Raw genomic sequence first — 26,435 nt, 5'->3', positions numbered from 1 at the left:
AGGAGTTACACACATGCTTAATAAAAAATCAGTAGATGATATTAATGTAAAAGGTAAAAGAGTATTAGTAAGATGTGATTTTAACGTTCCATTACAAGAAGGAAAAATAACAGATGAAAACCGTCTGGTTGCGGCACTTCCCACAATTAAAAAATTAATCGGAGACGGTGGTAAGGTAATTCTTTGTTCCCATCTTGGCAAACCTAAGGGAGAACCGAAACCGGAATTATCATTAGCTCCCGTTGCAGTCAGATTAGCTGAATTATTAGGACAGCCGGTTAAATTTGCTGCAGATGCCAATGTAGTTGGTGAAAACGCAAAAGCTGCCGTTGCAGCTATGAAAGACGGAGATGTTGTACTTTTAGAAAATACCCGCTACAGAGCTGAAGAAACAAAGAATGTTGATTCCTTTAGCGAAGACTTAGCATCCCTTTGTGATGTATTTGTTAATGATGCATTCGGAACAGCACACAGAGCACACTGCTCTAACGTTGGTGTAACGAAATATGTGGATACAGCAGTAGTTGGATATTTAATGCAGAAAGAAATTGATTTCTTAGGAAATGCAGTTGATAATCCTGAGAGGCCATTCGTTGCTATTTTGGGTGGTTCTAAAGTTTCCAGTAAAATCTCTGTAATCAACAATTTATTAGATAAAGTTGATACATTAATTATCGGCGGTGGAATGGCTTATACATTTATGAAGGCATTGGGAGAAGAAGTAGGTAATTCCTTATTGGAAGCTGATTATCTTGATTATGCCAAAGAAATGATGGAAAAAGCTGAGAAAAAAGGAGTTAAATTATTAATTCCTGTTGATACCGTTGTAGCAAAAGATTTTTCCAATGATGTCCCGTATAAAACAGTTGGACGCGGTCAGATCGAAGCCGGATGGCAAGGTCTTGATATCGGTGAAAAAACCTGTGAATTATATGCAGATGCTATAAAGAGCGCAAAGACCGTAGTTTGGAACGGACCTATGGGTGTATTTGAATTCTCTAATTTCGCTAAAGGTACAATTGCAGTAGCAAAAGCTTTAGCAGATATCGATGCAACTACCATAATCGGTGGTGGTGATTCAGCAGCAGCAGTTAACATCTTAGGCTTTGGTGATAAGATGACTCACATTTCAACAGGCGGCGGTGCTTCTCTTGAATTTTTAGAGGGTAAAGAACTTCCTGGTGTAGCAGCAGCTAACGATAAGTAATCGATAGTTACTATCATAAGAACTAATAATTCAGGGACAGGTAACTGTTTAACGACTTACCGTCCCTTTCTAAATGAATATACGACAGTATTCAGATATAAAAACAGGCATTGACGCAGGTGATTTATATCGTATTGTCTGAATATAAAGGAGAATTAAGATGCGTAGGAAGATTATTGCAGGAAACTGGAAAATGAATAAAACCCCCAGTGAAACAATTAAATTAATTAATGAATTAAAACCTCTTGTAGTTACCGAAGATGCAGATGTTGTATTCTGTGTTCCCGCTATTTCTTTAACAACTGCAATTGAAGCTGCAAAAGGTTCCAATATTGAAATTGGCGCCGAAAATATGTATTTCGAAGAAAGCGGTGCTTTTACCGGAGAAATCGCTCCTAACATGCTTACCGATATAGGCGTTAAATATGTTATTATCGGTCATTCCGAAAGAAGAGAATATTTTGCAGAATCAGATGTAACTGTTAATAAAAAAGTTTTAAAAGCGTTTGAACATGGTATTACACCAATTATCTGCTGCGGTGAATCCCTTACTCAAAGAGAACAGGGAGTAACAATTGATTTCATTCGCCAACAGATTAAAATCGCATTTTTAAACATTACAGCTGATCAGGCTAAAACTGCTGTAATTGCTTATGAACCGATCTGGGCTATCGGAACCGGTAAAGTAGCTACGACTGAACAGGCTCAGGAAGTATGTAAAGCAATCCGTGACTGTATCGCTGAAATCTATGATGATGCAACTGCAGCTGCAATCCGTATCCAATACGGCGGAAGTGTTACAGCAGCAAGTGCAGCTGAACTTTTTTCGCAGCCTGACATTGATGGTGGTTTAGTTGGCGGTGCCAGCTTGAAACCTGACTTTGGTAAGATCGTAAATTATAAATAATTGCCCTTATATTTAATTTAAGGAATTTAAGTCGAATATCTAATTTCCGCGAAAGCAAAGTGAGAATTAGCAAGCTTCCTTGCAATAATTCGAACGCGCACGCGAACCGAAGAAACTCGCAAAGCGTGTTTCTTCCGGTTACATTTTTTATTATTTTATATCTTGAATAAGGCTCATAACCTTATTTAAGATTTTGCGGTAATTCAGCAATTTATATTCTATGCATACCAGATAAAGGAGTAATTATAATGAGTAAAAAACCTACGGTATTAATGATATTAGATGGATATGGTTTAAATGATAAAAAGGAAGGGAATGCTGTTAAATTAGCCAATACCCCTGTTATGAATAAATTAATGGCAGAATACCCATTTGTTAAAGGAAATGCAAGTGGTATGGCTGTCGGACTTCCGGAAGGCCAGATGGGTAATTCTGAGGTAGGACACCTTAACATGGGTGCCGGAAGAATCATTTATCAGGAATTAACCAGAATAACTAAAGAAATTCAGGATGGCGATTTCTTCAAAAATGATGCTTTATTGCAGGCAATGGAAAATTGCAAGAAACAGAATTCAGATTTACATTTATATGGTCTGCTTTCCGATGGCGGTGTTCACAGTCATATAACCCATCTGTATGGATTATTGGAAATGGCAAAAAGAGAAGGCTTAACCAATGTATATGTTCATGCTTTCTTAGACGGCAGAGATACCGCACCAACTTCCGGTAAGAGTTTTGCAGAAGCCTTAACTAAAAAGATGGGAGAACTTGGAATTGGCAAGATAGCAACCGTTATGGGACGTTATTATGTTATGGACCGTGATAACAGATGGGACAGAGTAGAAAAAGCTTACCGTGCCATGGTTATGGGTGAGGGTGAAACTGCTGAAAATGGTATAGCTGCAATTCAAAAATCTTATGATTCTGCTGTTAACGATGAATTTGTACTTCCGACCGTTATTATGGAAAACGGCAAACCGGTAGCAACGATTAAAGAAAATGATTCTGTTATATTCTTTAATTTCAGACCTGACCGAGCCAGAGAAATAACGAGAGCTTTTTGTGATGATGAATTCAATGGTTTTAGAAGAGACAAGGGCAGAATGCCTTTAACATACGTTTGCTTTACTGAATATGACGTAACGATTAAAAATAAAATTGTAGCATTCCACAAAATTTCTATCGATAATACATTTGGTCAGTTCCTTGCGGCTAATAGTATGAAACAGCTTAGACTCGCTGAAACAGAGAAATACGCCCATGTAACTTTCTTCTTTAACGGTGGCGTGGAAGTTCCAAACGAAGGAGAAGAACGTATTCTGGTTAACTCTCCGAAAGTAGCTACTTATGATTTACAACCGGAAATGAGTGCATTTGATGTAGCTAACAACTTAGTAGAAGCAATTAAATCTTTAAAATATGATGTAATCATTGTTAATTTTGCCAATCCGGATATGGTAGGACATACCGGTATACAGGATGCAGCCATCAAGGCAGTCGAGGCAGTTGATAAATGCGTAGGAATGGCTTATGAAGCTTTATTATCCGCCCACGGCCAGATGTTTATCTGTGCGGATCATGGTAATGCAGAACAATTAATTGATTATACGACCGGAGAACCTTTTACAGCACATACTATTAATGAGGTTCCTTTTATTCTGGTTAATTATGATAAGGATTATACATTAAAAGAAGGCGGTTGTTTAGCTGATATCGCACCAACTATGATTGAAATGATGGGTATGAAACAACCAAAAGAAATGACAGGTAAATCCTTACTGATTAAAAAGTAATTTAAATGATTTAATATGTCCGTCAAACCGGATGAAGGATGGCATGTACAAAAAATAGTTGAAATCTGTAATATTGTATGATAGAATTAATTGAAGCTTTAGGAGGTGCAGTGATGGATATATTAAAAGCAATTATAACAATCATTTATGTTATTATCTGTATTACACTAGTGGTTGTTGTTTTAATGCAGGAAGGCAAATCAGCAGGTTTAACTGGATCTATTAATGGCGTGGCTGATACCTATTGGGGTAAGAATAGAGGTCGTTCTATGGAAGGTGCGTTGGAGAAATTTACAAGGTATCTTGCTTTAGGATTTATCGTTCTTTCCGTTGTACTTAATATAATTTAGATTAGTTTTATGAAAGCACTCTGTATTATACAGGGTGCTTTTTTTGGTGCATTAGAAAATTCAAGTTACAATTGTACTAAAAAGATGAATAAAATTATAAAACTCAACATAGTATATTGACAGTCACAGTAATATGATGTATTGTGTATATAAGATAAAATTAAAACTACATTAAAATGACCATTTGGTCATTGCCAAATTACTAGAAATCATATATAATGACTGCAGTGGTCATTTGACATTTAAGGAGGATTTAGTTAAATGGAATCTATAATTACAATTAATAATGTAGTCAAAGAATATGTTATGGGAGAAGTGAAAATCAGAGCTGCAGACGGAATATCTTTTGATGTAACGGAAGGAGAGTTGGTAGTTGTTTTAGGACCAAGCGGTGCCGGTAAAAGCACTGTACTAAATATTCTGGGAGGTATGGACTATCCAACCTCCGGAGAAGTATTAGTAAAAGGCAAAGATATTTCAAAATTTTCAAAAAATGAAATGACCATGTATCGGAGAAAACATATTGGCTTTGTATTTCAGTTTTATAATTTGATGCCAAATCTTAATGTATTGGAAAATGTTGAAATTGCAGCTCAAATCTGTGATAATCCAATGGATGCAGTTACAGTAATCAATCAAGTCGGGTTGGGTGAAAGAATGGCTAATTTTCCTGCACAACTCTCCGGTGGGGAGCAGCAGAGGGTGTCAATTGCAAGAGCAATTGCTAAGAATCCCACTCTGCTTCTTTGTGATGAGCCTACCGGTGCATTGGACTATATGACAGGTAAATCCATATTAAAGCTTTTGCGTGATGTAAATCAGGAATTTAAAAAGACAGTCATGATAATTACCCATAACAGCCCCATTGCCCAGATGGCAGATAAGGTAGTTAAGATAAAGAACGGAAAGGTAGAGTCAGTCGAAATAAATGAAACCCCAATTCCAATAGAAAGGATTGAATGGTAATGTGGCTCTTATTTAAAAAGTTTTGCAGAGATCTTGGTGAATCCAAAGGACAGTTTATATCCGTACTTGCAGTAGTTATTATCGGAGTAATGTTTTACACCGGGTTGCAATCCGCTTTGGAAAGCCTTTCAGGAGCCGGTTTTAAATATTTTAAAGAATACAGGATAGCTGACTTATGGTGTACTGTGTATCGCGCACCGGAAGGGATAGTAAAGCGTATTGGTGAAATACAGGGTGTGAAGATGGTAAACGGCAGAGTTACACAGGATGTAAGAATAAGTATCAAAGACCAGGATGCAATTGTTAGGTTACTATCCTTACCTGACAAAAAAAGAAATATTGTGAACGATATCAGTTTAAAATCAGGCAGTTATTTTTCAAACGATACAGGTAATCAATGTATTGTATCAGAAGATTTTCTTATTGCAAATCATCTAAAGCTGGGACAGATAATTGAACCGATTGTAAATGGAGACAGGGTAAAATTAAAAATAGTAGGAACCGCAAAAAGTCCTGAATATGTATATGAAATCCGGGATATGAGCGAAATGATACCGAATCCTAAAAGTTTTGGTATTGTTTATGTAAAAGAATCAAATTTAAAAAACATTTTAGACTATAAGGGTTCCGTAAATGATATCAGTATTCTTTTAAACCAGGAAAGAGATATAAAAGATGTGAAAGCTGATGTGGAAAAGATATTAAAGCAATATGGACTGATGGGAATTGTGGAAAAAAAGGATCAGATTAGCTATAGTACGTTCAGTACGGATGTTGAATCCTTAAAATCAACCTCAGCTTTTTTCCCAATGCTGTTTTTTATAGCAGCTGCCGTAATCATATACATAACAATGACAAGAATGATTGAAAACCAGCGAATTCAAATGGGAACTTTTAAAGCTTTAGGATATACTAATTTGGAAATTATGCTGCATTATCAGACATATCCTTTGATGGTTGGGATACTTGGAAGTATTGCCGGGTCATTAATAGGAGTATTTATAGTCGGCAAGAGTATGCTGGATATGATGAATATGGTATACAAATACCTTATGAAAGGGTAACCCTGCATTTAGGTTTGGTTTTACCGGCAGCTTTTATGGCCTTAGCATTCTGCATTGCCGCAGGATATAATGCCTGTAAAAAAGAACTGAATCTGGTTCCGGCGCAGGCCATGAGGCCGAAACCACCTGCTACGGGAAGAAAGATACTAATAGAGAATATCTCTATCATCTGGAAAAAAATTAATTTTAGCTGGAAGATAATACTGAGAAATCTTTTTCGATATAAAAAACGTTCAGCAATGGCTTCCGTAGGAATTATTTTTTCCATAGCTTTACTTTTAGTTGCATTAGGTTCTATGGATTCCATGGACTCGTTTATGAACAAACAATTTAACGAGATTCAAAAATTTGATATTAAAATAAGTTTTTCAAAAATACTGAATGCAGATGAATTACAATACATACAAAATATTGAACATATTGAATCCATTGAACCAATATTGGAAAGCGGGATGGAAGTAAGCAGCGGATGGAGAAAAAAAGATATTGGTCTTGTAGCTTTACCCGGCAACTCAAAATTATATGGTATTTTAGATGAAGAAGATAAAAATGTCAAAATACCGGATGATGGAATTTTACTTCCTAAGAAACTGATGGACACATTAGGGGTCAAGGTAGGAGATACGGTATTTTTAAGATCCTTTTATCCCGGAAAGAACGATGACAGGGATAAGAAAAAAGTAATGATAATGGGAACCGTATCTCAAATTACCGGTCAAAGTGCAATCTGCAGTACGGATTATTTGAATTATTTAATTAAAGAGGGAGTTGTGACAAACGCTGCTCATATAAAACTTGCGGATGCAAAATATGAAAGTGAAGTAATAGGGAAGTTAAAGGATATTATGGAAATAAAGACCATTCAGTCAAAAGCTGAAATTATAGCAAACACCAATAAAATGATGGAATCCACAAGTTCTGTGTATGTTTTTATGATCTTAGGTGCCGGCATATTAGCATTTGCAGTTATTTATAATATAACCAATATCAATATTTTTGAAAGAAGAAGAGAAATCGCTACCCTTGCGGTACTTGGATTTACGGATGGTGAATTGAAAAGCCTCATATTTAATGAAAATTTCTTTATCGGCATCTTTGGTTCAATAGTTGGAATTCCACTAGGCAGATTTCTTATCTATGCTATGTTTGCAGCACAGGAAAATGAAAATATACAGTTTAGCCCAATCATTAATCTGTCAAGTTATATTTATGCTGTTTTATTAATTGGGGTTTTTATTTTAATGGCTAATTTTTTATTAAGTAAGAAAATCAAATCGATTAATATGGTTGAATCATTAAAAAGTTCAGAATAGCATCTATTATAGGCAGTTAGAGTGAATAGTCTCGTAAAGAAAATGAGAGCCATTAAAAAGAATAGCAAAAACGGCTATTCTTCAGGATTTATGCCCAAAAAGCATGGTGTTAGAGTGAAAGAAAATAAAGATAAGGAAAGGATACCACGATGAGATTCTTTTACTCCTTTTATTAGTGGCAATATTGCAGACAGATCTGTGATATGGAAGGTTTAAGTATGAAAAAGAAAAAAATAATATTTATTATTATTGGATTAGTACTGTTGTCTTCCGCAGTAATGATGGTTTATATGAAACAGGGAGAAACTGTCAGTGTGGTGAAAGTCCAGAAAGGCGAAATTCAAAAATACATAGAAGATATAGGTACTGTCACCTATAAGAATGTGGTGAATGTAAGTATTGAGGGGAATGGTTTGATACAAAATATTTATGCGGATTTAGGCCAGCCGGTTAAAAAGGGAGATAAATTGCTGGTAATGGAAAATTCGGATCTCGAAATTCAGCTTAAAAATATAGATGAAAAGATTAAGGAACTAAAGGCTGCATATGAGGGAAGCGGGGTAAAAAATTATGCAACTAACCTGGAAAAGGCAGCCATAGCGGCTAATCAGGCAGAAGATACCTATTATCTTGCTTTAAAAGAATATAATGATGCAAAGGTTTTGGAAGAATTGGTTGAAATAAGCAATAAGAATTATGAAACCAATGTAAAAAAAGCAACCATTTCTGTTAATCAGGCTAAGGAAAGCTATAATTCAGCCTCAGAAGAATTAAAAGATGCACAGGTACTGAAAGATACAGGTGCGATAAGCCAGGAGGAATTAGAGCAAAAGGAACAGGCAGTAAAAAATGCAGAAGCTGTATTAAATACTGCAAAGCTGGATTTAAACCAAATTAAAGTAAATGATTCAGAAAATATTAATGCGGTCTATAGAGCGCAATTAGAATCAGAGCAAAGGGAACAGGCACTTAAAAGCGCGGAAGCTTTGATGAAAACTGCCCAGCTTGATTTAAAGCAAATGAAAGTAAACACCACAAAAAGCAGTGAGGCGGTTTATGATGCACAGCTTAAGCAAGCTGAGCTGAGCAGGAAAAGTATGTCAAACAATATAGAAAAACTGGAATTAAAAGCCCCTGTCACCGGTATAATCCTGGAAAAGAATGTCGAGGTAAATACCATGGGAATACCAGGTACCATAGCTTATGTAATGGCAAAAGCAGACAGTGTTGAAATTAAAGCAAATATATTAGCAGACGATGCAATTAATATTAAACTGGGAGATCAGGTCGAAATAACGGACAGATCACAGGAAAAGAAAAAAATTACCGGAAAAGTCGTTGACATAGCACCAAGTGCGGTAGCCGTAACTTCCTCACTGGGAGTTAACCAGAAAAGGGTGGCGATTAAAATCGAACCCTCTGAGCAGCTAAATCAGTTAAAACATGGTTATGAGGTTGATATTAAGGTAATTATTGAAAAAAGCAGCAATGCTGTATTGGTACCGTTAAGTTCCATCTCTGAATATAAAGATAAAGATTGTGTATTTGTTGTTGATAATGAAAAAGCTGTTTTAAGAAATGTAATAAAAGGCATACAAAATGAAGAGTTTGTAGAAATAAAAGACGGGGTGAAAGAGGGAGAGATCGTTCTGTCGGCTCCGGATAATAATGTTAAGGAAGGAATGCGTATTAATCTTAAGAAATCTTTAGATAACCAGGAGCAATAGAGAAGGAAAATACAAACTGTTAAAATGTTTGAAATCCTTCCTGGGTTATTCGGGATGCCGCAAAGTGGTATCCTGTCGGAAAGGTTGAAAGAAAATAGTAGAGAGAAAGGACGCCACAATGAGATTCTTTTAACCTGCGAAATTTGTTTCGCATAGTTATGTGGCAGTAACGCAACTGGGGCAGGTGTGTTATACTGTGGGTATGAGGATGAAGAAAATTCGTAATCATATAATTGTAATCGTATTAGTCATATTTTTTACACCAATTAATATCTTTGCTGCGGATGTTGACAGTGGTAACGATAAAGAGATAATGAAATTCGAAGATATTGAAAATGAGATATTAGAAAATAACCCGATGGCCTTAATCAACAAAAATGTTGTAAAATCAATGGAAGAAGATTATAAACGGATAAAAGACATTTCAGATGATCTGGAAGATGATAGAGATGATCTGGAAGATGCAATTGATATGATGGAACTTCAAATAGATAAATTAAAACAGGATAAGGCCAGCCTCGAAACCAAAATTGACGGAGATCCGGATTTGATAAACCATATCAAATTAAATTATGATGCTCTGATTGGGATATATGAGTATAACAAAGCCAGTCTTGTAGCAAGCAGAAGATCTTTAAGAGAACAACAATTTTCATTGGATGACCAGGCGGAAGATTTGGATGATACCATAAATAAATTCAGAGTCCAGTCAAAGATGTCCGATTGCCAATTGGTGTGGACGGCTCAAAATCTTTACATTTCCTATCAAATATTAGGGAACAGGGAAATGGACTTAAGCAATCAGACCGAATTAATGAAAAAACAGCTTGAAATTGCGAAAGTGAAAGAATCCCTGGGTAAAATAATAAAAACAGATATAGATACGTTGGAAATGCAAATCAATGAGATGGAAATGGGTTTAAATGATTTACAGACGCAAAAAAGTGCAATATTAGGTGAATTTAATCTTATGATAGGTAATAGTTATGATTTCGCTTTATCTTTAGACACCGAATTAGAACCCGTATATGAGAATTTTAATGAAATGTATTATGATAAGGACCTGGAGAGTGTGCTGGAAAATAATTATTCCATAGCTTTACAGACCCTTGAGAGGGAAACGAAGCAAAGAATATTGAACAGGTCTAGTGGGAGTGATACCCAAAGCGAGGAAGCAGCAGAATATAATTTAAAAAACGAAGAAATTAAACTTGAAGAGACAAAACGGAGTGTAACCTTTTCATTTTATAAGGTTTATGAAGAGTTAATCAGCAAAAAAATGTCTTTTGAACAGGAGAAGAAGAAACTGGATCAGGCAGGAACCAATAGAAATTACACAATGATCAGATATGATCTTGGAAAGATATCCGATTTGGAACTTGAGAATGAGAATTTAAAATACCGAAGCCAGGAAATAAATACCTATGTTGCAGAATATGAGTTGATTCAGGCTTACTGGAAATATGAATGGATGAAAAGTGGATTAACTCTTTCGTAAAGGTATAAAAGTAATAATAAATATGGTATGTCAGGAAGATTAATTGTAAAGTTTCTTGACATACCATTTATTATTAGTTATATTAAACGAAAGAATTACTTTAGAATAATTCAAAATTTAATAAATTGATGTTATTTTGAATGAAAGGATAAAAAGGGAAGTGTAAGTAATGTATGAAACTTTTGAAAATTTACCGGAGGATAGAAAAGAACAAATAATACAGATTTGTATTGAGGAATTTGCAAAAAACGGATATGAGAATACTTCTACAAATACAATTGTTAAAAGGCTTGGCATTTCCAAAGGTCTTTTATTTCTCTATTTTAAAAGTAAAATGCACTTATATCTTTACCTCATAGACTTCTTAACTAAAGTTTATTATATTAAATATATAAATTTATTTCCAAATCAACACCCCACTGAATTTATTGATATTTTTAATTACACCGGCGATTTTTATAAAATACTGATTAAGGAAAATCCGTATATCATTGTTTTTTTTCTGAAAATGGAAATGAATATATCATCGGAAATTCAAAAGGAAATTAATTTGATTCGGAATGAATACCACGAGCGATTTCTAAAAAATCTTAATATGAATTATATAAGAAAAAATATAGATATTCAAAAAATTTTAAACTTACTGCACATGGCATCTTATCATATAGGACAAGTGATCCTGAGGGATTCTGAGGGTGATTTGGAATTCTTTAATAAGCATGCGGATAAATATATCAGAGAATACAATGATTATTTAGATATCATTAAATTGGGTACTTATGAAAGATAGATTGGTTAATAATTTAAATTTTTATTGACAAAAAGAATGAAATATAATTAAACGAATTAATTTAATTAATTTATAACTATTATCCTTGACATATATTCAATATTTGCATATACTATGAAAAAATAAAAGCTATGAAGAGAAAAGTAATCTTTTTTACAAAGCCCACAGAGAGCTCCGGAAGCTGAGAAGGAGTAGCAGCGTATTTGATGAAACAAGCCTCGGAGCTGCATACGGATCTTATATAAATATAAGTGATGCTATGACGTAAGTTCACGTTACAGAACTAGAGTATTTCATGTACTCGATGAGATTGATATGGTGACATATTAATAAAATAGGGTGGCACCGCGAATATAATCGCCCCTACAAATTGATTTTGTAGGAGGTGTTTTTTTTATTCTTTTTATTAACCGGCATAGGTGTTAAATAATGACTAATATAGTAATTTTTATTATCAATTCGAAAGAAAGGTATGATTGATATGAAAGATTTATCAAACAAGGATTTTAGTAACTGGGAAAGACCACAGTTTCCAAAAAGAGCAGTCATTACGGCGGGAATGCCTTATGGTAATAAGGAACTTCATTTTGGACATATAGGCGGGGTATTTGTCCATGCGGATACCTTTGCGAGATTTTTAAGAGATAGAATCGGAGAAGAGAATGTAATTTTTGTATCCGGAACAGATTGTTATGGTTCCCCAATACTTGAGAGTTACCGTAAATTAGTGGAAAACAGCCAGGAAAAGCCAGTGGGCACAATGGAAGAATATGTCCGTAAAAACCATAATATACAAAAAGAAACTTTAGCCAAATACGGTATCAGTTTGAATTTATACGGAGCTTCCGCCCTTGACAGACCGGGCGAAATACACAGGGAGGTTTCAAAAGAGATTTTTGAAAAATTATATAACAACGGTGATATCATACCAATGTCAACTCCTCAGTTCTATGATCCGGATTTTCAGGTTTTTCTTAACGGAAGGCAGGTAGTCGGACAATGTCCCATTGAGGGTTGTTCGTCAGAAAAAGCATATGCGGATGAATGTTCTCTGGGTCACCAATATATGCCCGGTGATTTAATAAATCCTAAAAGCACATTATCCGGAAAACCACCGGAGGTCAGAAACGTCATAAACTGGTATTTTAAATTAGGGGAATACCAGGATCAATTAAAAGCTTGGATTAAGAATCTCAGGGAGAATACAAATACAAGAAAATATATAATTAATACCATTGAAGAATTTCTAAAACCTCCCTATATTTATGTAAAAAAAGATCAGTTAGAAAATCTTTCGGAGTTTGATAGTCTGCTGCCTAAACACACTATAATAGCTGAAGAAAATAAGGCTTCCGTAACCTTTGTCTTTGATAAATTAAGTGACAGAGATATGGCTAAGGATGTATTGGCAAGCAAAGGTATCCGCTACCGTACCGGAAAAACTTTAGTACCTTTCCGGTTATCCGGAAATATTGAATGGGGTGTTCCGGTACCGGATAAAGAAGATTTAAAAAATCTGACTTTCTGGGTATGGCCGGAATCATTATGGGCGCCTATTTCTTTTACCAGAGCATATCTGGAATCCCAGGGAAAGAAAAACAGTACATGGATGGATTGGTGGAATTCGAAAGAAGCTTTAGTATATCAATTTATTGGTGAGGATAATATATATTTTTATGGTATAGCAGAAATGGCATTATTTACTTCCCTTGATAAAGAAAATGGGACGGCTAATAAAAACATGGAAGAACTCCCGTTGCCCAATCTGATAGCCAATCGGCATATTTTATTTATGGATAAAAAAGCTAGCAGCAGTAATGAGATTAAACCGCCAATGGCCAAGGATTTACTTGAATTTTATACACCGGAACAACTACGGATTCATTTTTTAAGCCTTGGATTAGCTGCCAAAAGTGTGAGCTTCCGGCCACAGGTTTATATGGATGAAAAAGATAAATCCGGAGAAGATATTGTATTAAAAGAGGGAAATCTGTTAACCAATGTATTTAACAGGTTAGTACGTTCCTGTTTTTATACCTCACAAAGTTATTTTGATTCCAGAATACCAAAAGGTGAAATCAGCGGTAAGATTTTAATAGAATCAAAAGAAGCAATTCTTAACTTTGAAAGGCATATGTATAACCATGAATTCCATAGCCTGACTTATGTATTGGATACTTATATCCGAAATATGAATAAATATTGGGTTAATAATATGAGGACTGCCGAAACGACCGGTAATGCAGGTTTAAGAAAACAGGTTTTAATTGATTCCTTTCATGCTGTTAAAACGGCTGCCGTATTATTACACCCCATTGCACCTTTTGGGTGTGAATTGATTAAAGATTATTTAAGAGTCAATGAAAAGTTATGGAATTGGGATTATATCTTTTCAACTATTTATGACATAATTGATGATTTTGAAAATCACCAATTAAAATTTTTGGAACCCAAAACGGACTTTTTTAAAAAGCATATAAGCCAGTTGGAAAAATAAGATTGAGAAACGGGGCTGTTGCAAAATAGTCAATTTACTAAACTTGTGTCTAGAATATGCTTTATATTTCCCCCATTTTGTTTCAAGTCGCGCGAATAAACGGCTCCATTCTCTTTCTTGGAGCCATTCGCACATACTTTCAACAAAATATCTGCGAAATATAAAGCATATTCTCCCACAAGGAAGTTATATTTTGAATTTTGCAACAGCCCCTTTTTGCTTTTTTTTATCTGGTCTTGCTGGCAATCGGTGCATTTGCTTCCTATTCCTTTCCGGGAGGTAATATGGCAGCGGGGGAATTATCAGAAATAGAATTGGATATGAGTATGGAAAGCTCTTTTCCTATATGACTCTGAAAAAATACGATTATTTTAATTTTGTGATTCAAATAACAGTTTTTATATTTCAGTTGATGTACAATGGGACCTGTCAAAAAAATATTGTTTTTAACAGGAGGATTCATATGAAAGCATTAGAACAGGTTACACTATCAAAGGATGTATATTGGGTAGGTAAAATTGATGATCGAGAAGTACCATTTCATAGATTAATTCTGGCAAAGGGAACTACTTATAATGCGTATTTATTAAAGACAGAGAAGCCAACAGTGATTGATACTGTAGATATAGAATTCGGCGGTGAATTCGTTGAATATCTGAAGAAATTTATTAATCCGGCAGAAATTCAATATATTGTAATTAACCACACGGAACCGGATCACTCCGGAGGACTTGGTGCGTTAGCAGCACAGGCACCCAATGCAACTATTGTTTGTACTCAGAAAGCTGTAAAAGAGCTTCAGGAAATGTACAAGCTTCACGATAGAACCTTCCTGGTTGTAAAGGATGGGGATACCCTGGATATCGGAGGAAAAACACTTAAGTTTAAGGAAACTCCGTATCTTCATACAGAAGAAACTATGATTACATTCTGTGTTGAGGATAAAATATTATTTCCCTGTGATATCTTCAGTACGCACGTGGCGAACGAAAGATTTTTCGATGACAAAGCGGATGCTGATATAACAGAGGACTTTATCGGTTATTATAAAGTAATCATTCATCCGCACCGAAGATATGTAAGAACATTAATTAATGCCCTGAAAGATCTGGATGTAAGAATGATTGCACCATCTCATGGTTTCATTTTAAGATCCGATGTACAAAAATATATTGATTTGTATGAATCCATGAGTGCAGATACTGTGTCAGGTAAGAAAGCTACTATAGTTTATACTACGATTAAAAGCAATACAAAGAAAATGGCTAAGATGTTAAAGGATACCTTTGAACAATATAATATTCAGGTCGAAGTTTTCAATGCAGATAAGACGGAGAAGGATGAAATCTTAAATAGTATTAAGACTGCGGATGCTGTATTGTTTGGAAGTTCCACCAGATACGCAGATATGATCGGAAACATAGAGCAGGTATTAACGGAGCTTCCTGATATTAATCTTGAGGGCAAGATAGCATCTGCCTTTGGTTCCTATGGCTGGAGTGGAGAAGCGATTGAAGTAATTCACGACTATTTGTTGAAAACGAATATGAACGTTTTAAGTACTTCAAAAGTTATAAAAACTACTGGAATGACAGATGTGGAATTCCCGGTAAGGGTTAGATTTTCACCGAATGAATGCAAAGAAAAAGTTGAAAATGCAGCATCCTTTATTGCGGATTTACTCCTAAGTTCTTTTTAATTGGAACAGGAGGGGAGAATGGAAAATCAAGATTTTCCACTAGTGAATTGTTTTAACCATTCATTTTGCGCATATTGTGCTGTCGCCCAAACTCCCAGGTTATCGGCTGAAAGGAGATTATCATGAGTAAGAATTATATTATTATCGGTGGCGGCGTTGCAGCTGTCACTGCTGCAAAAGCAATCCGCAAACAGGATCCCGAGGGTACAATAAAAATTTACGGTAAGGAGAAATCACTGCCTTACAATAGAATAAAATTATCTAAGGAATTATACAGTAATTTAGTTAGTGAAGATGTTCTTATAAAAAAAGATAAATGGTATGAGAAAAATAATATTCAGGTATTTACTGATACAAAAATTATAGGTGTTGATGCCATGGCTCATACGGTTCGTACAATAAATGGAGAGCAGATTGCGTTTGATAAACTTTTGATCTGTACAGGTTCAAACAATCGAAAGCTTTCTCTTGACGGTGCTGAGCAAAAAGGTGTCTTTTCCATACGTGAGCTATCGGAAGCGGAGGATTTCAAAGCATATATTGAAAATAAAAAGCATGTTGTGATTATAGGTGGTGGAGTGCAGGGAATTGAAACTGCATGGTCCTTAATCAAAGAGGGCAAAATCGTCACAATTGTTGAATCCTGTCCAAGCTTAATGGGACGGCAGCTGGATGAAAGGACCTCTGTATTGTTGAAAAATAAAATTGAAGAAATTGGAGCAGAGGTTATCTTAAACGCCGAAATTGAACGGTTTTCCGGTGGGAATGAGGTTACCGGAGTTATGATAAAAGACAATGGATTAATCAGCTGTGACAGTGTACTATATTCGATTGGCGTAATACCGAATATTGAAATCATCGATTCCGACAAAATCAAAGTAAACAGAGGTATTCTGGTTGATGATCAGATGAAAACCAGTGTTGAGGATGTATATGCGGCCGGAGATGTTGCAGAGTTCCAAGGCGAAGTAACCGGACTATGGGGCAGTGCCATGGAACAGGGTACTGTTGCTGGAACCAATATGGTAAATGGTAACACTGCCTATAAGAAGATACTGCCCGCCACCATATTCCATGCATTCGAAATCGAGTTATTTTCAATAGGTCTGGTCGATGAAAGCAGATGTGATAATACAATCACTGAAGAGGATGGAAGCTTAAAATATGTAAAACTATTCATAAAAGATAATAGAATAGTCGGTATCATTGCATTAGGGGATGTATCCAAATCTGCACCGTACACTCAGGCGATTGAAAATCAGATTTCCCTGGAAGGGATTGATTTAGATGGAATCAGCGTAAGCCGCTTAATGGATGAGATAAACATACGGAACAATGGAATGAAGAAATATATGTGTATCCCTTGCGGCTATATTTATGATCCGAAAAAGGGAGATCCCGATGAGGATATTGAACCCGGAACACTGTTTGAGGAGCTTCCGGATGATTGGGTCTGCCCGGTCTGCGGTAAAGAAAAAGACCGGTTTGCAGAATTAAAATAAATAGATGCAAAATCTTAATTGATCACACTCCTGATAAAACTTCAAAGCTGAAATACGGGAATGCCCATGGATATAAAAAGCATTGACAAGCAAGAATGTCAATGCTTTTTTAATATATAAGGAACAGAATCTATTTGATAAATACCCGGTCTACCTCCTATGGATTATATTAATTTTCTACATAGCATTCGTAAATAATAGGGAATAATTTTTTAATTATATTATAAATTTATTTAAATTATAATTATGTCTCAACAAAATGTAAACACTATATTAAAACAGCCTATATAAATTTATGTATTAATTATAGGAGAATTATGGTATACTACATTATAACAAGGCTTGAATATCTAAACTGATCTGGCTTTAACTTATTTAAAACAGATTAGTAATACTTAAAAACTGGTGAAGTTTAGAAATGATGGAGGCAAAATGGATAAAGTGATTTTGGACGAAAAAAAGAAAATATTATTAGATTTTATAAATAGCAAAGAATATCATCCTTTAAAGTTCAAAGAAATAGCCAATATTTTACAGGTACCCAGGGATGAAAAACAAGATTTAAGAGAAGTATTAACTTCTTTGCAGGCTGATGGCAAAATTGATCAGGACACGCAGGGCAGATATAAATTGGCGGATGCCAATACCAAAACCGGTGTTTTTTCCGGAACACAAAGAGGATTTGGATTTGTTATTATTGAGGGGGAAGATGAAGATATTTTTATTCCTGAGAATGCTACCAAAGGTGCACTTCATAATGATAAGGTTATGGTTAGTATTAAAGATGACCGGACCGGAAAAAGAAAAGAAGGGGAAATCATACGAATTCTCGAAAGAAGCAGCAGCACAATTGTAGGTACATTTGAAAAGAGTAAAAATTATGGTTTTGTTATACCGGATAATCAAAAATTCGGCAAGGATATCTTTATTCAGAAAGAGCACACAAAAGGAGCTGTAAACGGCCACAAGGTAGTGGTTAAAATAACGGATTACGGCGGGCAGGATAAAAATCCTGAAGGAAAAGTGATTGAAATTTTAGGCCATATGAATGATCCTGGTGTAGATATTATTTCAGTAATTATGGCATATAATCTGCCAATGGAATTTCCTGATGGGGTTATGAATCAGGTAGAGTCCGTTCCGGATGAGATATCTGAAAGGGATATGGCAGGCAGAAAAGATATCAGGAATCTGCAGACAGTTACCATAGATGGGGAAGACGCTAAAGATCTGGATGATGCTATAACAATTTCTAAAGATAACAACCTGTATCATCTTGGCGTGCATATTGCGGATGTAACCAATTATGTAACGGAAAATTCCCCATTGGATAAAGAAGCCGTAAAAAGAGGTACCAGTGTATATTTGGTTGACCGTGTTATCCCCATGCTGCCTCATAAGCTGTCTAACGGAATCTGTTCTCTGAATGCAGGTACGGACCGACTTGCCTTAAGCTGCTTTATGGATATAGATGATAAAGGTAATGTAGTCGGACATGAAATTGCCGAAACCGTTCTTCGGGTGGACCGAAGAATGACATATACCAGTGTGAAGAAGATTCTTGAAGATAATGATGAAGAAGAGAGAAAACAATACGAAGAATTTGTTCCTATGTTTGAATTAATGGCAGAACTTGCGGATATACTCCGGGAAAAGAGACGAAAACGAGGTTCCATTGATTTTGATTTTCCGGAAAGTAAAATTCGTCTGGATGAAAATGGCCATCCGATTGAAATTAAACCATATGAGAGAAATAAGGCCACCAAAATTATAGAAGACTTTATGCTCATAGCAAATGAAACTGTAGCAGAGGATTTCTTCTGGCAGGAGATACCGTTTGTTTACAGAAGTCATGAAAACCCGGATTCCGATAAGATTAAACAACTCGGCATCTTTATTAATAATTTTGGCTACAGTATTAAAATCGGACAGGATGAGATTCACCCCAAAGAACTGCAGAAGTTATTGTTAAAAATTGATAATACACCGGAGGAAGCTCTAATCAGCCGTCTGACTCTGCGTTCTATGAAACGCGCGAAGTACACTTCCACCAGTGATGGTCATTTCGGATTAGCTACCAAGTATTACTGCCATTTTACTTCTCCTATCAGGCGATATCCGGATCTCCAGATTCATCGGATTATAAAGGAAAATTTACGCGGGGGCTTAAATGAGAAACGTCTTAAGCATTATAATAAAATCTTGCCGGATGTGGCGATGCAGGCAAGTATAACCGAACGACGGGCAGATGATGCGGAACGGGAAGTTGATAAATTAAAAAAAGTAGAGTATATGAGTGATCATATTGGTGAAACTTTTGAAGGTGTAATCTCCGGCATAACAAATTGGGGCTTATATGTGGAATTACCCAATACGGTTGAGGGTATGGTTCGCGTATCGGAAATGATGGATGATTATTACATTTATGATGAAGAGCATTATACCATGATGGGTGAGCATACCAGAAAGACCTACAAACTGGGGGAAAAGGTCTTTGTAGAGGTAGTAGCAGCCGATAAACTGCTGCGGACCATCGATTTTGCATTTGTAGATGAGCCGGAAGAAGATCAGTAAAAGAAGTTTTGGGAGGATTTATGTCTAAAGAAAGTATTAAAATGATTGCAAATAATAAAAAGGCGAGATTTGATTATTTTATCGAAGATACCTTTGAGGCCGGTATTGTACTTCATGGTACTGAGGTTAAATCTTTACGAATGGGTAAATGCAGTGTTAAAGAATCCTATATTCGAATCGAGGGTGGGGAGGTCTATATTTATAACATGCATATCAGCCCATACGAAAAAGGGAACATTTTTAATAAAGATCCTTACGTATTAAAAAGTTATTATTGCATCATTATGAAATTAATAAAATTATGGGTAAAGTGGCACAAAAAGGTTATACGGTTGTACCACTTACCGTATACTTAAAAGGAAGTCTGGTCAAAGTTGAGATAGGTTTAGCCCGAGGTAAAAAGCTTTATGATAAACGGGAAGACATAGCGAAAAAAGACCAAAGAAGAGAAGCGGAGAAAGATTTTAAAGTGAAGAATTTATATTAAAAGGTAAGCTCCGGGACTTTGTGTTTATGTTTATTTGTAAATTACGATATGAAAGATAGTCTCTGTATAAATAAATCAGCAGACTATCTTTTTGTGTAGAGTTTAGCAGATATTATATTTTATGGGCGGATACGGCTATTGTTGGGCCGGCGCTTAAAAAAATAATTCGGAAATTTTTATTGAGTAATTTATCTAAAGTACAGCCATGTTTTTTAACTACCAGCTCTGTAGAACCGTATTGACCAAAATCACAATAGCATACTTTTATACCATCTATAAACGGGTTTTGTTCATTGCCAAAGCAGACTTTTAAGCATTCAAATCTTTTCAGGCAGAATTCTTCAACCCGGTAAACGCAGCCTATTTTATCACCTGCTCTTACAGATATAATAACATTTAATTCCGAGCAGGAATTATTTACGAATTCCCTTACTCCGTCCATCCAAATCCTCCAATATAACATTTATATAAATAATCAGAAATTATTTGTCAAATTTCTGATAAAAATGGGTTTTGTTTCTATAATATTATATGTCGGATTTTGAGAAGAGTGATGGAATTACTGATTCGAGTAAAATTGATTTATGATACCATTCCAAATATAATCCGCAATCATTAAGGTATGATATTCGATAAAATTGTATTCATATACATCTGCTGCATATTGCTTGTATTTTCTTTTTTGTGCCTCATAGATCGTCATATCCAAATGGTTATAGAATAAATTCTGCAATACCTGCATATTCCAATATGGATTTAGCTGTGAAAGAAATAAACTGATTTGGTCAGCATTTGCTTTCCAATTGGATTCTGTAGTATCAATAGACTGTTCTGTATTAATTTCATCGATTATTTGTATAGTAAGTGTTATCTGGTCCCTTAATAAATTTTCAAATTCCTGCGCGGAATTATTGCCATAATAAATTCGAAAAACATTATATAAATCAATCGGCACTTCAAAAAGCCTGTTAGTTAGCACCTCTAAATCATCTAAATCAGCCATTCGGCTTACGATATAGAATCTGATCCATACAGAATACTGGTTCCAAAGCTGTCTCAATATATTACGAAGATCTTCCGGAGAATAAAAACTTGAGTTAGTATTATTGGTTCTATCCATTATAGAATCCTTTCTATACTGATTTAATATCTGGGTTATTGCGAAACAGACTATAGGATAGTAAGAAATTAATTAGTTTCGCAGCCGCCTGCTTATTTTATAACATATGAAAATAGCGATTTAACCATGCATAAAAAATAAATTATTATAGATAGGCATTTTTTTTAATTTCGTGCATATATTAATACAATACTAAAAAATAGATGGGATTGAGGTTAATGGGACACAGTATGTCATATTCAGAATATAAAAAAATAATCAGTGATGCAGTGAGAGAGTATTGCAATAATGGCGGTTCCCTCTTAAATATAGCGCTTAATAATATCAAAAAAGAATACATTTATGATTTTGACTTCGTATACCCGGAGGATACAAAGAAAAATCTAATTGACAAAGCGCATCAGGCTATGCAGAAAGGGAAAGACTTACCGGAAGGCATCCGGCTAACCAGAGTAATATTTAGAAGTTAAATAGGTTAAACCCATATAGTCTTAATACATAAGTATTCCCGCTAAATGGAAAATTAAGCGGATACCGGAAAGATGAAATTGAATATAAAAAAAGCTAAACAGGTGTAGCGGCTGTCTGGCTGAAGTGGATGTACTGAATAAAAATAGGAGGAGCCAGCAGGTTTTCTGCTGGCTTTATGAAAAAAAATTATATTAACAAGGTGCGGAAACTTGTTATTTTTATGCTTTAATTATAATGTTCATATATGTATAGAGTTTGAATGTTTCATTAATATAATGTGAATATTTATGTAAGTATAATTTTTACATTTCATATTCCTACAGCTGAGAAGTTTGTAAAAGTAAACCCCATGCATATCAGGGAGAATGCACAGGGTTAAAAAAATACATGTTATACTGGGGAGCATAACGTTAATAATAATATCATTTTAATCCGGTTTTAACAATATCTGATTCTATTATTAAGGTATATAGGTTTTAATATGGACTATTTTATGCCAACCAATATTATTTAAAGTTGCTCATGTAACGTACCGCTGATAACAGTATAGTTCTGATACGCTAAATAGTTCTTGACTTCAAAGTCTTACACATGGAGTAAAACCATATACCCGATTAAAGAATGTCATCCCTAAAAATATCTCCGAGGGAGCAGTTGATGTGTTAAAGAAAATATTTGCAAATAAAACTGTTTTCAGAGGCGAAAATCTTGATTTGATAAAAGATGTAATGTTGATCCAGAATAACAAGAGTAATATTCGAATATACCGGGCTCAATTAGCTCAGATGCTAAAAAAATTGCTTTAAATATAATTAATGGGGAATTTGGAAATAAAAAGCTGTAAAAAATTAATAGGAAAAATTGATGATGTAATTCTGTGATACAGCAAGTTATAATAGGATTAACACTTTAACGATTCAAATGATAAACCTAAAGGAGAAACGATATGAAAAAAATAAGTGTTTATGTATTAGAACAAACAGACGGAGCTACGGAAAAAATTTTGAATGCTCCATATGAAAAGTTAGCTACCTGGTTGTGGGATCATAATTTAGAGGTAGTAAATATTCGATGCGATGAAGTTGAAGAGGAAGAAGCTATAAAAACGAAATAATACAAAAGGCCATTCTGATATCACCTGTTAGCTATCATATAAATAGGTACAAAATTTCAGAGTGGTCTTATCAGGTAAATAAAAAAAGCTCTAAACCAGAAAAATAAGCGGTTTAAAGCACTTTTATCAGTTATATTCACTAAAGAATCTAGTGGAGCTGAGGGGAATCGAACCCCTGTCCGAAAGCCCATTCATTGCAGCATCTCCCATTACAGTCAATCATTTAACATTCCCTCTGTCTAACGCCGGTTGACAGGCTTTAGACTTCAGTAGCTTCATAAGTTCTTTTATCCTCTCAAAGCTTTGAAGATAAAGTGCCTTGCTAATTTGATGCCGAGATCTTAAGCCGCAAGAAGCTTAAGTTCGACAGCTGCCATTAGGCAGCGTACGCTAAATTTTCGTCTGCGTTTAAATTTAATTCTAAGTTGATGACGCGGTCCTAGTCCGCGAATGGCTTCCGCAACTTCAAAACCCCCGTCGAAACCAGTACAACCCCTTAATAATTATTTGGTTGCTTATATCTGAATGAAAAGGAATACTTTGCAACAGAATATAAATGGTTTACAGACGAATCTTAAATCACATGAATATAGTATAACCTGAATTTGTGTCTAAAATGTGTTTTTTTTAAAAAATTTTTATTTTACTATTAAAAGTATGCTATAAAGTTGATAAATTAATTAAATTTCGTTTATTCTAACTTTTTATAAAGATAGGATTTTCATTTGAGGAATTTAGTGATAAAATATTAGTGTTTTTCCAAAGGTTGTATACTTTGGAAATCAGAAGTAAATAAAAGAAAGGAATACTATGAAAGTTATAAACTGGGGAATAATCGGAGCCGGTAACATTTCTGCCTCTTTCACAGCAGCCTTAAAGCAAATGGAATATACAGAACTTACTGCCGTAGCATCCAGGGATGTAAATAAAGCTAAGAAATTTGCAGAGAAGTTTGGTATTCGAAAGTGGGATTTGGTTTTACCGTACCTTTGAATGAATCGAATCGTTTGTATAATTATTCCTTAGCCAAAGGTGCATTATTAGATGCAGGGGTATATCCCATCACTTATGCTGTGCATTTAATGGGACAATTACCTTTACAGGTAATGGCAACCGGTGTTTTCTTGGACAGTGGTATTGATGTACAAAACTGTATCTTATTTAAATTTGATACTGACGTAATTGCAATGTTAAGTTCTGCAATTAATGCAGAAGTAGGTAAGTAGGCCATTATCATTGGTGATAACGAAAAAATTGTTGTGCCAAATTTCTGAATGCTGATAAAGCTGTGATTTATGATTTGAAAGGTAATGAAATTGAAACTTATTCGGAAGAGGGACGAATTAATGGTTATGAATTCCAGGCTTATGAAGTAAATAGCTGCTTAAGAGCCGGTCAGATGAAAAGCAAACGGAACCATTTCCTTTACAGAATACTGGATATTAGGCTGATTATGGATGGAATCAGAAAGGATTGGGGTTTAAAATACCTGCAGGAAGTTGATTAATTACGAGGCTTATTAAAAAAATAAGGGCTAAAATTAAAAGTAAGTTGAATATTAAGAAATTAAAAGTCTATAAAATTAAAAAGATCAAAAGATTTAAAAATAAAAACATAGAAAGAGAAAGGTATATTTAAATAAAATTAAATATCCGGAAAGAGGTAAATATGAAAAAAACACTATCATTAATTTTAATTCTGGTAATCGGTATTACCTTACTGGGAGGATGTTCTAAAAAAGCAGATCAATTATCGGAACCAAAAAAAGGAGAAACGGTTGCTGAAATAGTAATTAAGGATTATGGTTCAATATTTGTAAAATTTTTTAATGATGTTGCTCCAAAAGCTGTTGAAAATTTTACAACACATGCTAAAGACGGATATTATAATGGGCTGACATTTCATAGGGTAATTAATGATTTTATGATACAGGGCGGTGATCCTACCGGAACCGGAGCCGGCGGTGAAAGTATCTGGGGAGATAATTTTGAAGATGAATTTTCTGATAAACTGCAGCCCTACAGAGGTGCTTTGTGTATGGCCAATTCAGGGCCAAATACCAATGGAAGCCAATTTTTTATTGTTCAGACAAAACAAACTTACGGTCAGGATATGTTAACTCAGGTTGAGCAGCAATACGGTGTAAAGTTTAATGAAGAAGCAGTTTCCAAATATAGTGAAGTTGGCGGAACACCATGGCTTTATCAAAAACATACAGTCTTTGGACAGGTTTATGATGGCTTGGATGTTTTGGATACTGTAGCAGCAGTGGAAGTGGATGGTGAGGATAAGCCTGTAAAAGATGTCATTATAGAAAAAATAAATGTATTTAAATACAAAGAATAATTATTAGAAATAATTTTAACAGATATATTTAATAAAAAATAATACGTAATTTTAATCATCCGTAGTTCATAATCGCGAAGAAATAGCCTATATTTACTATCACTAACGGCAATTCTTTGAGGACCGGTATAAGAAATCTTTACTGGAAATTGGTCTACGGATGAAATTTTAACCTTACAAGTAAATCCCCCGCTTCTTAGCGAAGCGTAAGCGGTGGGTTTGGGACTTACTTGTTTCAGTCGGAGGGTGGGCTCCGACTGAAATGCCTGCGTAGCAGGCATAAGGTTATGAGCAAGTAGCGTAGCGGATTGCGAATATCCGCTTTGACTGAAACAAATATATCCGGCACAAGCTATATAAAGATAGGAGAATTTCGTATGCGAGAGAAAGGTTTAATAATAGGCGGATACCTTTTTAGTACCAATAAAGATTATAATGAAGCCAAGGAGGAATATGAATCCATCCATTTCTTACATTCCAAAGCTGATTTAACTGATGCCAGAACCGCACTTAAACTTTATATTAAATTAATTGAAAACCGCACCTTTCATACCATAATTGGATATACTTTTCTAAAGGAACTTCAGGGGACAATTCTAAACTCGGGTATTGTGAAAGAGGAAGATATTGATGGAATATACATACCGGCACAAGAAACCTATAATGCAGATATTTTATCTTTGGAGAAATATAAACTTTTGACTGAAAAGCAAAAATACCGTATCAGGAAAACGAGAATTATTAATATATTCTTATTAATTACAATCCTGGGCATGCTAATAATTGCTGTATTTACAGACAAATCTGTGTATGCTGATTTTGAAAATAAAATAGTAAACCGTTATTCTACTTGGGAAGAAGAATTAAATAACAGAGAGCAGGAATTAATACAACGTGAAAAAGCTCTGGATGGTATGAACACTTTGGAATAAATAAGAATTATAATGGTAAAACATACTTTTTTCATAAATAATTGTTATAATATAGCTAAAGGCGAGCATATTTAAATT

Annotated in this window: 24 protein-coding genes, 1 other RNA gene, 1 pseudogene and 1 other annotated feature; of the genes and pseudogenes, 23 read left to right on the top strand and 3 right to left on the bottom strand. The window is 34.9% G+C overall.

The genetic code is table 11. The features are described from left to right. The first annotated feature begins 13 nt into the window (after window positions 1–13). The 16 genes and pseudogenes from Ana3638_RS19745 (at window position 14) to smpB (ending at window position 20,374) form a co-directional block, all read left to right on the top strand. Window positions 14–1,207, top strand: coding sequence for a phosphoglycerate kinase (locus Ana3638_RS19745; protein ID WP_161839559.1), 1,194 nt, complete (start codon window positions 14–16; stop codon window positions 1,205–1,207). Between the two features lie 160 nt (window positions 1,208–1,367). Next, a complete protein-coding gene (gene tpiA / locus Ana3638_RS19740) occupies window positions 1,368–2,114 on the top strand; it encodes a triose-phosphate isomerase (RefSeq protein WP_161839558.1) in 747 nt (248 codons plus the stop codon). Between the two features lie 248 nt (window positions 2,115–2,362). After that, entirely contained in the window at window positions 2,363–3,907 is a 1,545-nt protein-coding gene (gene gpmI / locus Ana3638_RS19735) for a 2,3-bisphosphoglycerate-independent phosphoglycerate mutase (protein WP_161839557.1), read from the top strand. Between the two features lie 113 nt (window positions 3,908–4,020). Further along, window positions 4,021–4,257, top strand: coding sequence for a preprotein translocase subunit SecG (gene secG, locus Ana3638_RS19730; RefSeq protein ID WP_161839556.1), 237 nt, complete (start codon window positions 4,021–4,023; stop codon window positions 4,255–4,257). 261 nt (window positions 4,258–4,518) lie between these two features. After that, window positions 4,519–5,223 (top strand): ABC transporter ATP-binding protein, encoded by a 705-nt coding sequence (locus Ana3638_RS19725; RefSeq protein ID WP_161839555.1) that lies wholly within the window; start codon window positions 4,519–4,521, stop codon window positions 5,221–5,223. Then, the gene (locus Ana3638_RS25400; RefSeq protein ID WP_246240405.1) at window positions 5,217–6,287 is read left to right on the top strand and encodes an ABC transporter permease; all 1,071 of its coding nucleotides are present in this window, start codon (window positions 5,217–5,219) and stop codon (window positions 6,285–6,287) included. Before Ana3638_RS19725 ends, Ana3638_RS25400 begins: the two co-directional genes overlap by 7 nt. 35 nt (window positions 6,288–6,322) lie before the next feature. Then, window positions 6,323–7,600, top strand: a complete 1,278-nt coding sequence (locus tag Ana3638_RS25395; RefSeq protein ID WP_246240403.1) for an ABC transporter permease — start codon at window positions 6,323–6,325, stop codon at window positions 7,598–7,600. Between the two features lie 218 nt (window positions 7,601–7,818). Further along, window positions 7,819–9,327 (top strand): efflux RND transporter periplasmic adaptor subunit, encoded by a 1,509-nt coding sequence (locus Ana3638_RS19715; RefSeq protein ID WP_161839554.1) that lies wholly within the window; start codon window positions 7,819–7,821, stop codon window positions 9,325–9,327. A 202-nt stretch (window positions 9,328–9,529) separates the two neighbouring features. Beyond that, window positions 9,530–10,825, top strand: coding sequence for a TolC family protein (locus tag Ana3638_RS19710; RefSeq protein ID WP_408609531.1), 1,296 nt, complete (start codon window positions 9,530–9,532; stop codon window positions 10,823–10,825). 169 nt (window positions 10,826–10,994) lie between these two features. Then, window positions 10,995–11,615 (top strand): TetR/AcrR family transcriptional regulator, encoded by a 621-nt coding sequence (locus Ana3638_RS19705; protein ID WP_161839552.1) that lies wholly within the window; start codon window positions 10,995–10,997, stop codon window positions 11,613–11,615. 122 nt (window positions 11,616–11,737) lie between these two features. Next, window positions 11,738–11,983: a binding site (T-box leader), on the top strand. Window positions 11,984–12,096: 113 nt separating this feature from the next. Next, entirely contained in the window at window positions 12,097–14,112 is a 2,016-nt protein-coding gene (locus tag Ana3638_RS19700; RefSeq protein ID WP_161839551.1) for a methionine--tRNA ligase, read from the top strand. A gap of 200 nt (window positions 14,113–14,312) precedes the next feature. Further along, the gene (locus tag Ana3638_RS19695; RefSeq protein ID WP_161839550.1) at window positions 14,313–14,462 is read left to right on the top strand and encodes a hypothetical protein; all 150 of its coding nucleotides are present in this window, start codon (window positions 14,313–14,315) and stop codon (window positions 14,460–14,462) included. Between the two features lie 113 nt (window positions 14,463–14,575). Then, window positions 14,576–15,811, top strand: coding sequence for an FprA family A-type flavoprotein (locus Ana3638_RS19690; RefSeq protein ID WP_161839549.1), 1,236 nt, complete (start codon window positions 14,576–14,578; stop codon window positions 15,809–15,811). A gap of 122 nt (window positions 15,812–15,933) precedes the next feature. Continuing rightward, window positions 15,934–17,313 (top strand): rubredoxin, encoded by a 1,380-nt coding sequence (rd, locus tag Ana3638_RS19685; protein ID WP_161839548.1) that lies wholly within the window; start codon window positions 15,934–15,936, stop codon window positions 17,311–17,313. A gap of 432 nt (window positions 17,314–17,745) precedes the next feature. Then, window positions 17,746–19,887 carry a ribonuclease R gene (gene rnr, locus Ana3638_RS19680; protein ID WP_161839547.1) on the top strand — a complete coding sequence of 714 codons (2,142 nt, stop codon included), beginning with the start codon at window positions 17,746–17,748 and terminating at the stop codon, window positions 19,885–19,887. A gap of 20 nt (window positions 19,888–19,907) precedes the next feature. After that, window positions 19,908–20,374, top strand: a pseudogene (gene smpB, locus Ana3638_RS19675) (SsrA-binding protein SmpB). Window positions 20,375–20,486: 112 nt separating this feature from the next. On the opposite strand, the gene Ana3638_RS19670 reads toward smpB, so the two are convergent. Both Ana3638_RS19670 and Ana3638_RS19665 read right to left on the bottom strand, forming a co-directional pair. Beyond that, a complete protein-coding gene (locus Ana3638_RS19670) occupies window positions 20,487–20,816 on the bottom strand; it encodes a hypothetical protein (protein ID WP_161839546.1) in 330 nt (109 codons plus the stop codon). 117 nt (window positions 20,817–20,933) lie between these two features. After that, window positions 20,934–21,494, bottom strand: coding sequence for a hypothetical protein (locus tag Ana3638_RS19665; RefSeq protein ID WP_161839545.1), 561 nt, complete (start codon window positions 21,492–21,494; stop codon window positions 20,934–20,936). 230 nt (window positions 21,495–21,724) lie between these two features. Between Ana3638_RS19665 and Ana3638_RS19660 the strand changes: the two genes are divergently transcribed. After that, window positions 21,725–21,964: a hypothetical protein gene (locus Ana3638_RS19660; protein WP_161839544.1), complete on the top strand. Its 240-nt coding sequence runs from the start codon at window positions 21,725–21,727 to the stop codon at window positions 21,962–21,964. A gap of 947 nt (window positions 21,965–22,911) precedes the next feature. Continuing rightward, window positions 22,912–23,079: a hypothetical protein gene (locus Ana3638_RS19655; protein WP_161839543.1), complete on the top strand. Its 168-nt coding sequence runs from the start codon at window positions 22,912–22,914 to the stop codon at window positions 23,077–23,079. Between the two features lie 149 nt (window positions 23,080–23,228). Here the strand turns inward: Ana3638_RS19655 and ssrA are convergent. Then, window positions 23,229–23,575, bottom strand: a transfer-messenger RNA (tmRNA) gene (gene ssrA / locus Ana3638_RS19650). A 314-nt stretch (window positions 23,576–23,889) separates the two neighbouring features. On the opposite strand from ssrA, the gene Ana3638_RS19645 reads away from it, so the two are divergent. The 5 genes from Ana3638_RS19645 (at window position 23,890) to Ana3638_RS19625 (ending at window position 26,357) form a co-directional block, all read left to right on the top strand. After that, window positions 23,890–24,072, top strand: a complete 183-nt coding sequence (locus Ana3638_RS19645; protein ID WP_161839542.1) for a Gfo/Idh/MocA family oxidoreductase — start codon at window positions 23,890–23,892, stop codon at window positions 24,070–24,072. Further along, the gene (locus tag Ana3638_RS19640; protein ID WP_161839541.1) at window positions 24,045–24,305 is read left to right on the top strand and encodes a Gfo/Idh/MocA family protein; all 261 of its coding nucleotides are present in this window, start codon (window positions 24,045–24,047) and stop codon (window positions 24,303–24,305) included. The genes Ana3638_RS19645 and Ana3638_RS19640 overlap by 28 nt, the downstream gene beginning before the upstream one ends. A gap of 62 nt (window positions 24,306–24,367) precedes the next feature. Then, window positions 24,368–24,586 (top strand): hypothetical protein, encoded by a 219-nt coding sequence (locus tag Ana3638_RS19635; protein ID WP_161839540.1) that lies wholly within the window; start codon window positions 24,368–24,370, stop codon window positions 24,584–24,586. Window positions 24,587–24,747: 161 nt separating this feature from the next. Then, on the top strand, window positions 24,748–25,425 hold the full coding sequence (locus Ana3638_RS19630) for a peptidylprolyl isomerase (RefSeq protein WP_161839539.1): 678 nt from the start codon (window positions 24,748–24,750) through the stop codon (window positions 25,423–25,425). Window positions 25,426–25,802: 377 nt separating this feature from the next. Further along, the gene (locus tag Ana3638_RS19625) at window positions 25,803–26,357 is read left to right on the top strand and encodes a hypothetical protein (RefSeq protein WP_161839538.1); all 555 of its coding nucleotides are present in this window, start codon (window positions 25,803–25,805) and stop codon (window positions 26,355–26,357) included. Window positions 26,358–26,435 lie beyond the last annotated feature (78 nt).

This window comes from Anaerocolumna sedimenticola (genome assembly GCF_009931695.1).
Classification (GTDB): Bacteria; Bacillota; Clostridia; order Lachnospirales; family Lachnospiraceae; genus Anaerocolumna; species Anaerocolumna sedimenticola.
The sequence above is the reverse complement of the archived record's forward strand: the minus strand, read 5'-3'. Positions and strand labels throughout refer to the sequence as shown.

What these genes read in the sequence shown, in the direction of transcription:
- Ana3638_RS19645 (WP_161839542.1), top strand. Translation starts at nt 23,890, where the DNA reads ATGAAAGTTATAAACTGGGGAATAATCGGAGCCGGTAACATTTCTGCC.
- Ana3638_RS19705 (WP_161839552.1), top strand. Translation starts at nt 10,995, where the DNA reads ATGTATGAAACTTTTGAAAATTTACCGGAGGATAGAAAAGAACAAATA.
- Ana3638_RS19700 (WP_161839551.1), top strand. Translation starts at nt 12,097, where the DNA reads ATGAAAGATTTATCAAACAAGGATTTTAGTAACTGGGAAAGACCACAG.
- Ana3638_RS19625 (WP_161839538.1), top strand. Translation starts at nt 25,803, where the DNA reads ATGCGAGAGAAAGGTTTAATAATAGGCGGATACCTTTTTAGTACCAAT.
- Ana3638_RS19715 (WP_161839554.1), top strand. Translation starts at nt 7,819, where the DNA reads ATGAAAAAGAAAAAAATAATATTTATTATTATTGGATTAGTACTGTTG.
- Ana3638_RS19710 (WP_408609531.1), top strand. Translation starts at nt 9,530, where the DNA reads ATGAGGATGAAGAAAATTCGTAATCATATAATTGTAATCGTATTAGTC.
- secG (WP_161839556.1), top strand. Translation starts at nt 4,021, where the DNA reads ATGGATATATTAAAAGCAATTATAACAATCATTTATGTTATTATCTGT.
- rd (WP_161839548.1), top strand. Translation starts at nt 15,934, where the DNA reads ATGAGTAAGAATTATATTATTATCGGTGGCGGCGTTGCAGCTGTCACT.
- rnr (WP_161839547.1), top strand. Translation starts at nt 17,746, where the DNA reads ATGGATAAAGTGATTTTGGACGAAAAAAAGAAAATATTATTAGATTTT.
- Ana3638_RS19670 (WP_161839546.1), bottom strand. Translation starts at nt 20,816, where the DNA reads ATGGACGGAGTAAGGGAATTCGTAAATAATTCCTGCTCGGAATTAAAT.
- Ana3638_RS19725 (WP_161839555.1), top strand. Translation starts at nt 4,519, where the DNA reads ATGGAATCTATAATTACAATTAATAATGTAGTCAAAGAATATGTTATG.
- gpmI (WP_161839557.1), top strand. Translation starts at nt 2,363, where the DNA reads ATGAGTAAAAAACCTACGGTATTAATGATATTAGATGGATATGGTTTA.
- Ana3638_RS19690 (WP_161839549.1), top strand. Translation starts at nt 14,576, where the DNA reads ATGAAAGCATTAGAACAGGTTACACTATCAAAGGATGTATATTGGGTA.
- Ana3638_RS19655 (WP_161839543.1), top strand. Translation starts at nt 22,912, where the DNA reads ATGAAAAAAATAAGTGTTTATGTATTAGAACAAACAGACGGAGCTACG.
- Ana3638_RS19660 (WP_161839544.1), top strand. Translation starts at nt 21,725, where the DNA reads ATGTCATATTCAGAATATAAAAAAATAATCAGTGATGCAGTGAGAGAG.
- tpiA (WP_161839558.1), top strand. Translation starts at nt 1,368, where the DNA reads ATGCGTAGGAAGATTATTGCAGGAAACTGGAAAATGAATAAAACCCCC.
- Ana3638_RS25400 (WP_246240405.1), top strand. Translation starts at nt 5,217, where the DNA reads ATGGTAATGTGGCTCTTATTTAAAAAGTTTTGCAGAGATCTTGGTGAA.
- Ana3638_RS19630 (WP_161839539.1), top strand. Translation starts at nt 24,748, where the DNA reads ATGAAAAAAACACTATCATTAATTTTAATTCTGGTAATCGGTATTACC.
- Ana3638_RS25395 (WP_246240403.1), top strand. Translation starts at nt 6,323, where the DNA reads ATGGCCTTAGCATTCTGCATTGCCGCAGGATATAATGCCTGTAAAAAA.
- Ana3638_RS19745 (WP_161839559.1), top strand. Translation starts at nt 14, where the DNA reads ATGCTTAATAAAAAATCAGTAGATGATATTAATGTAAAAGGTAAAAGA.
- Ana3638_RS19665 (WP_161839545.1), bottom strand. Translation starts at nt 21,494, where the DNA reads ATGGATAGAACCAATAATACTAACTCAAGTTTTTATTCTCCGGAAGAT.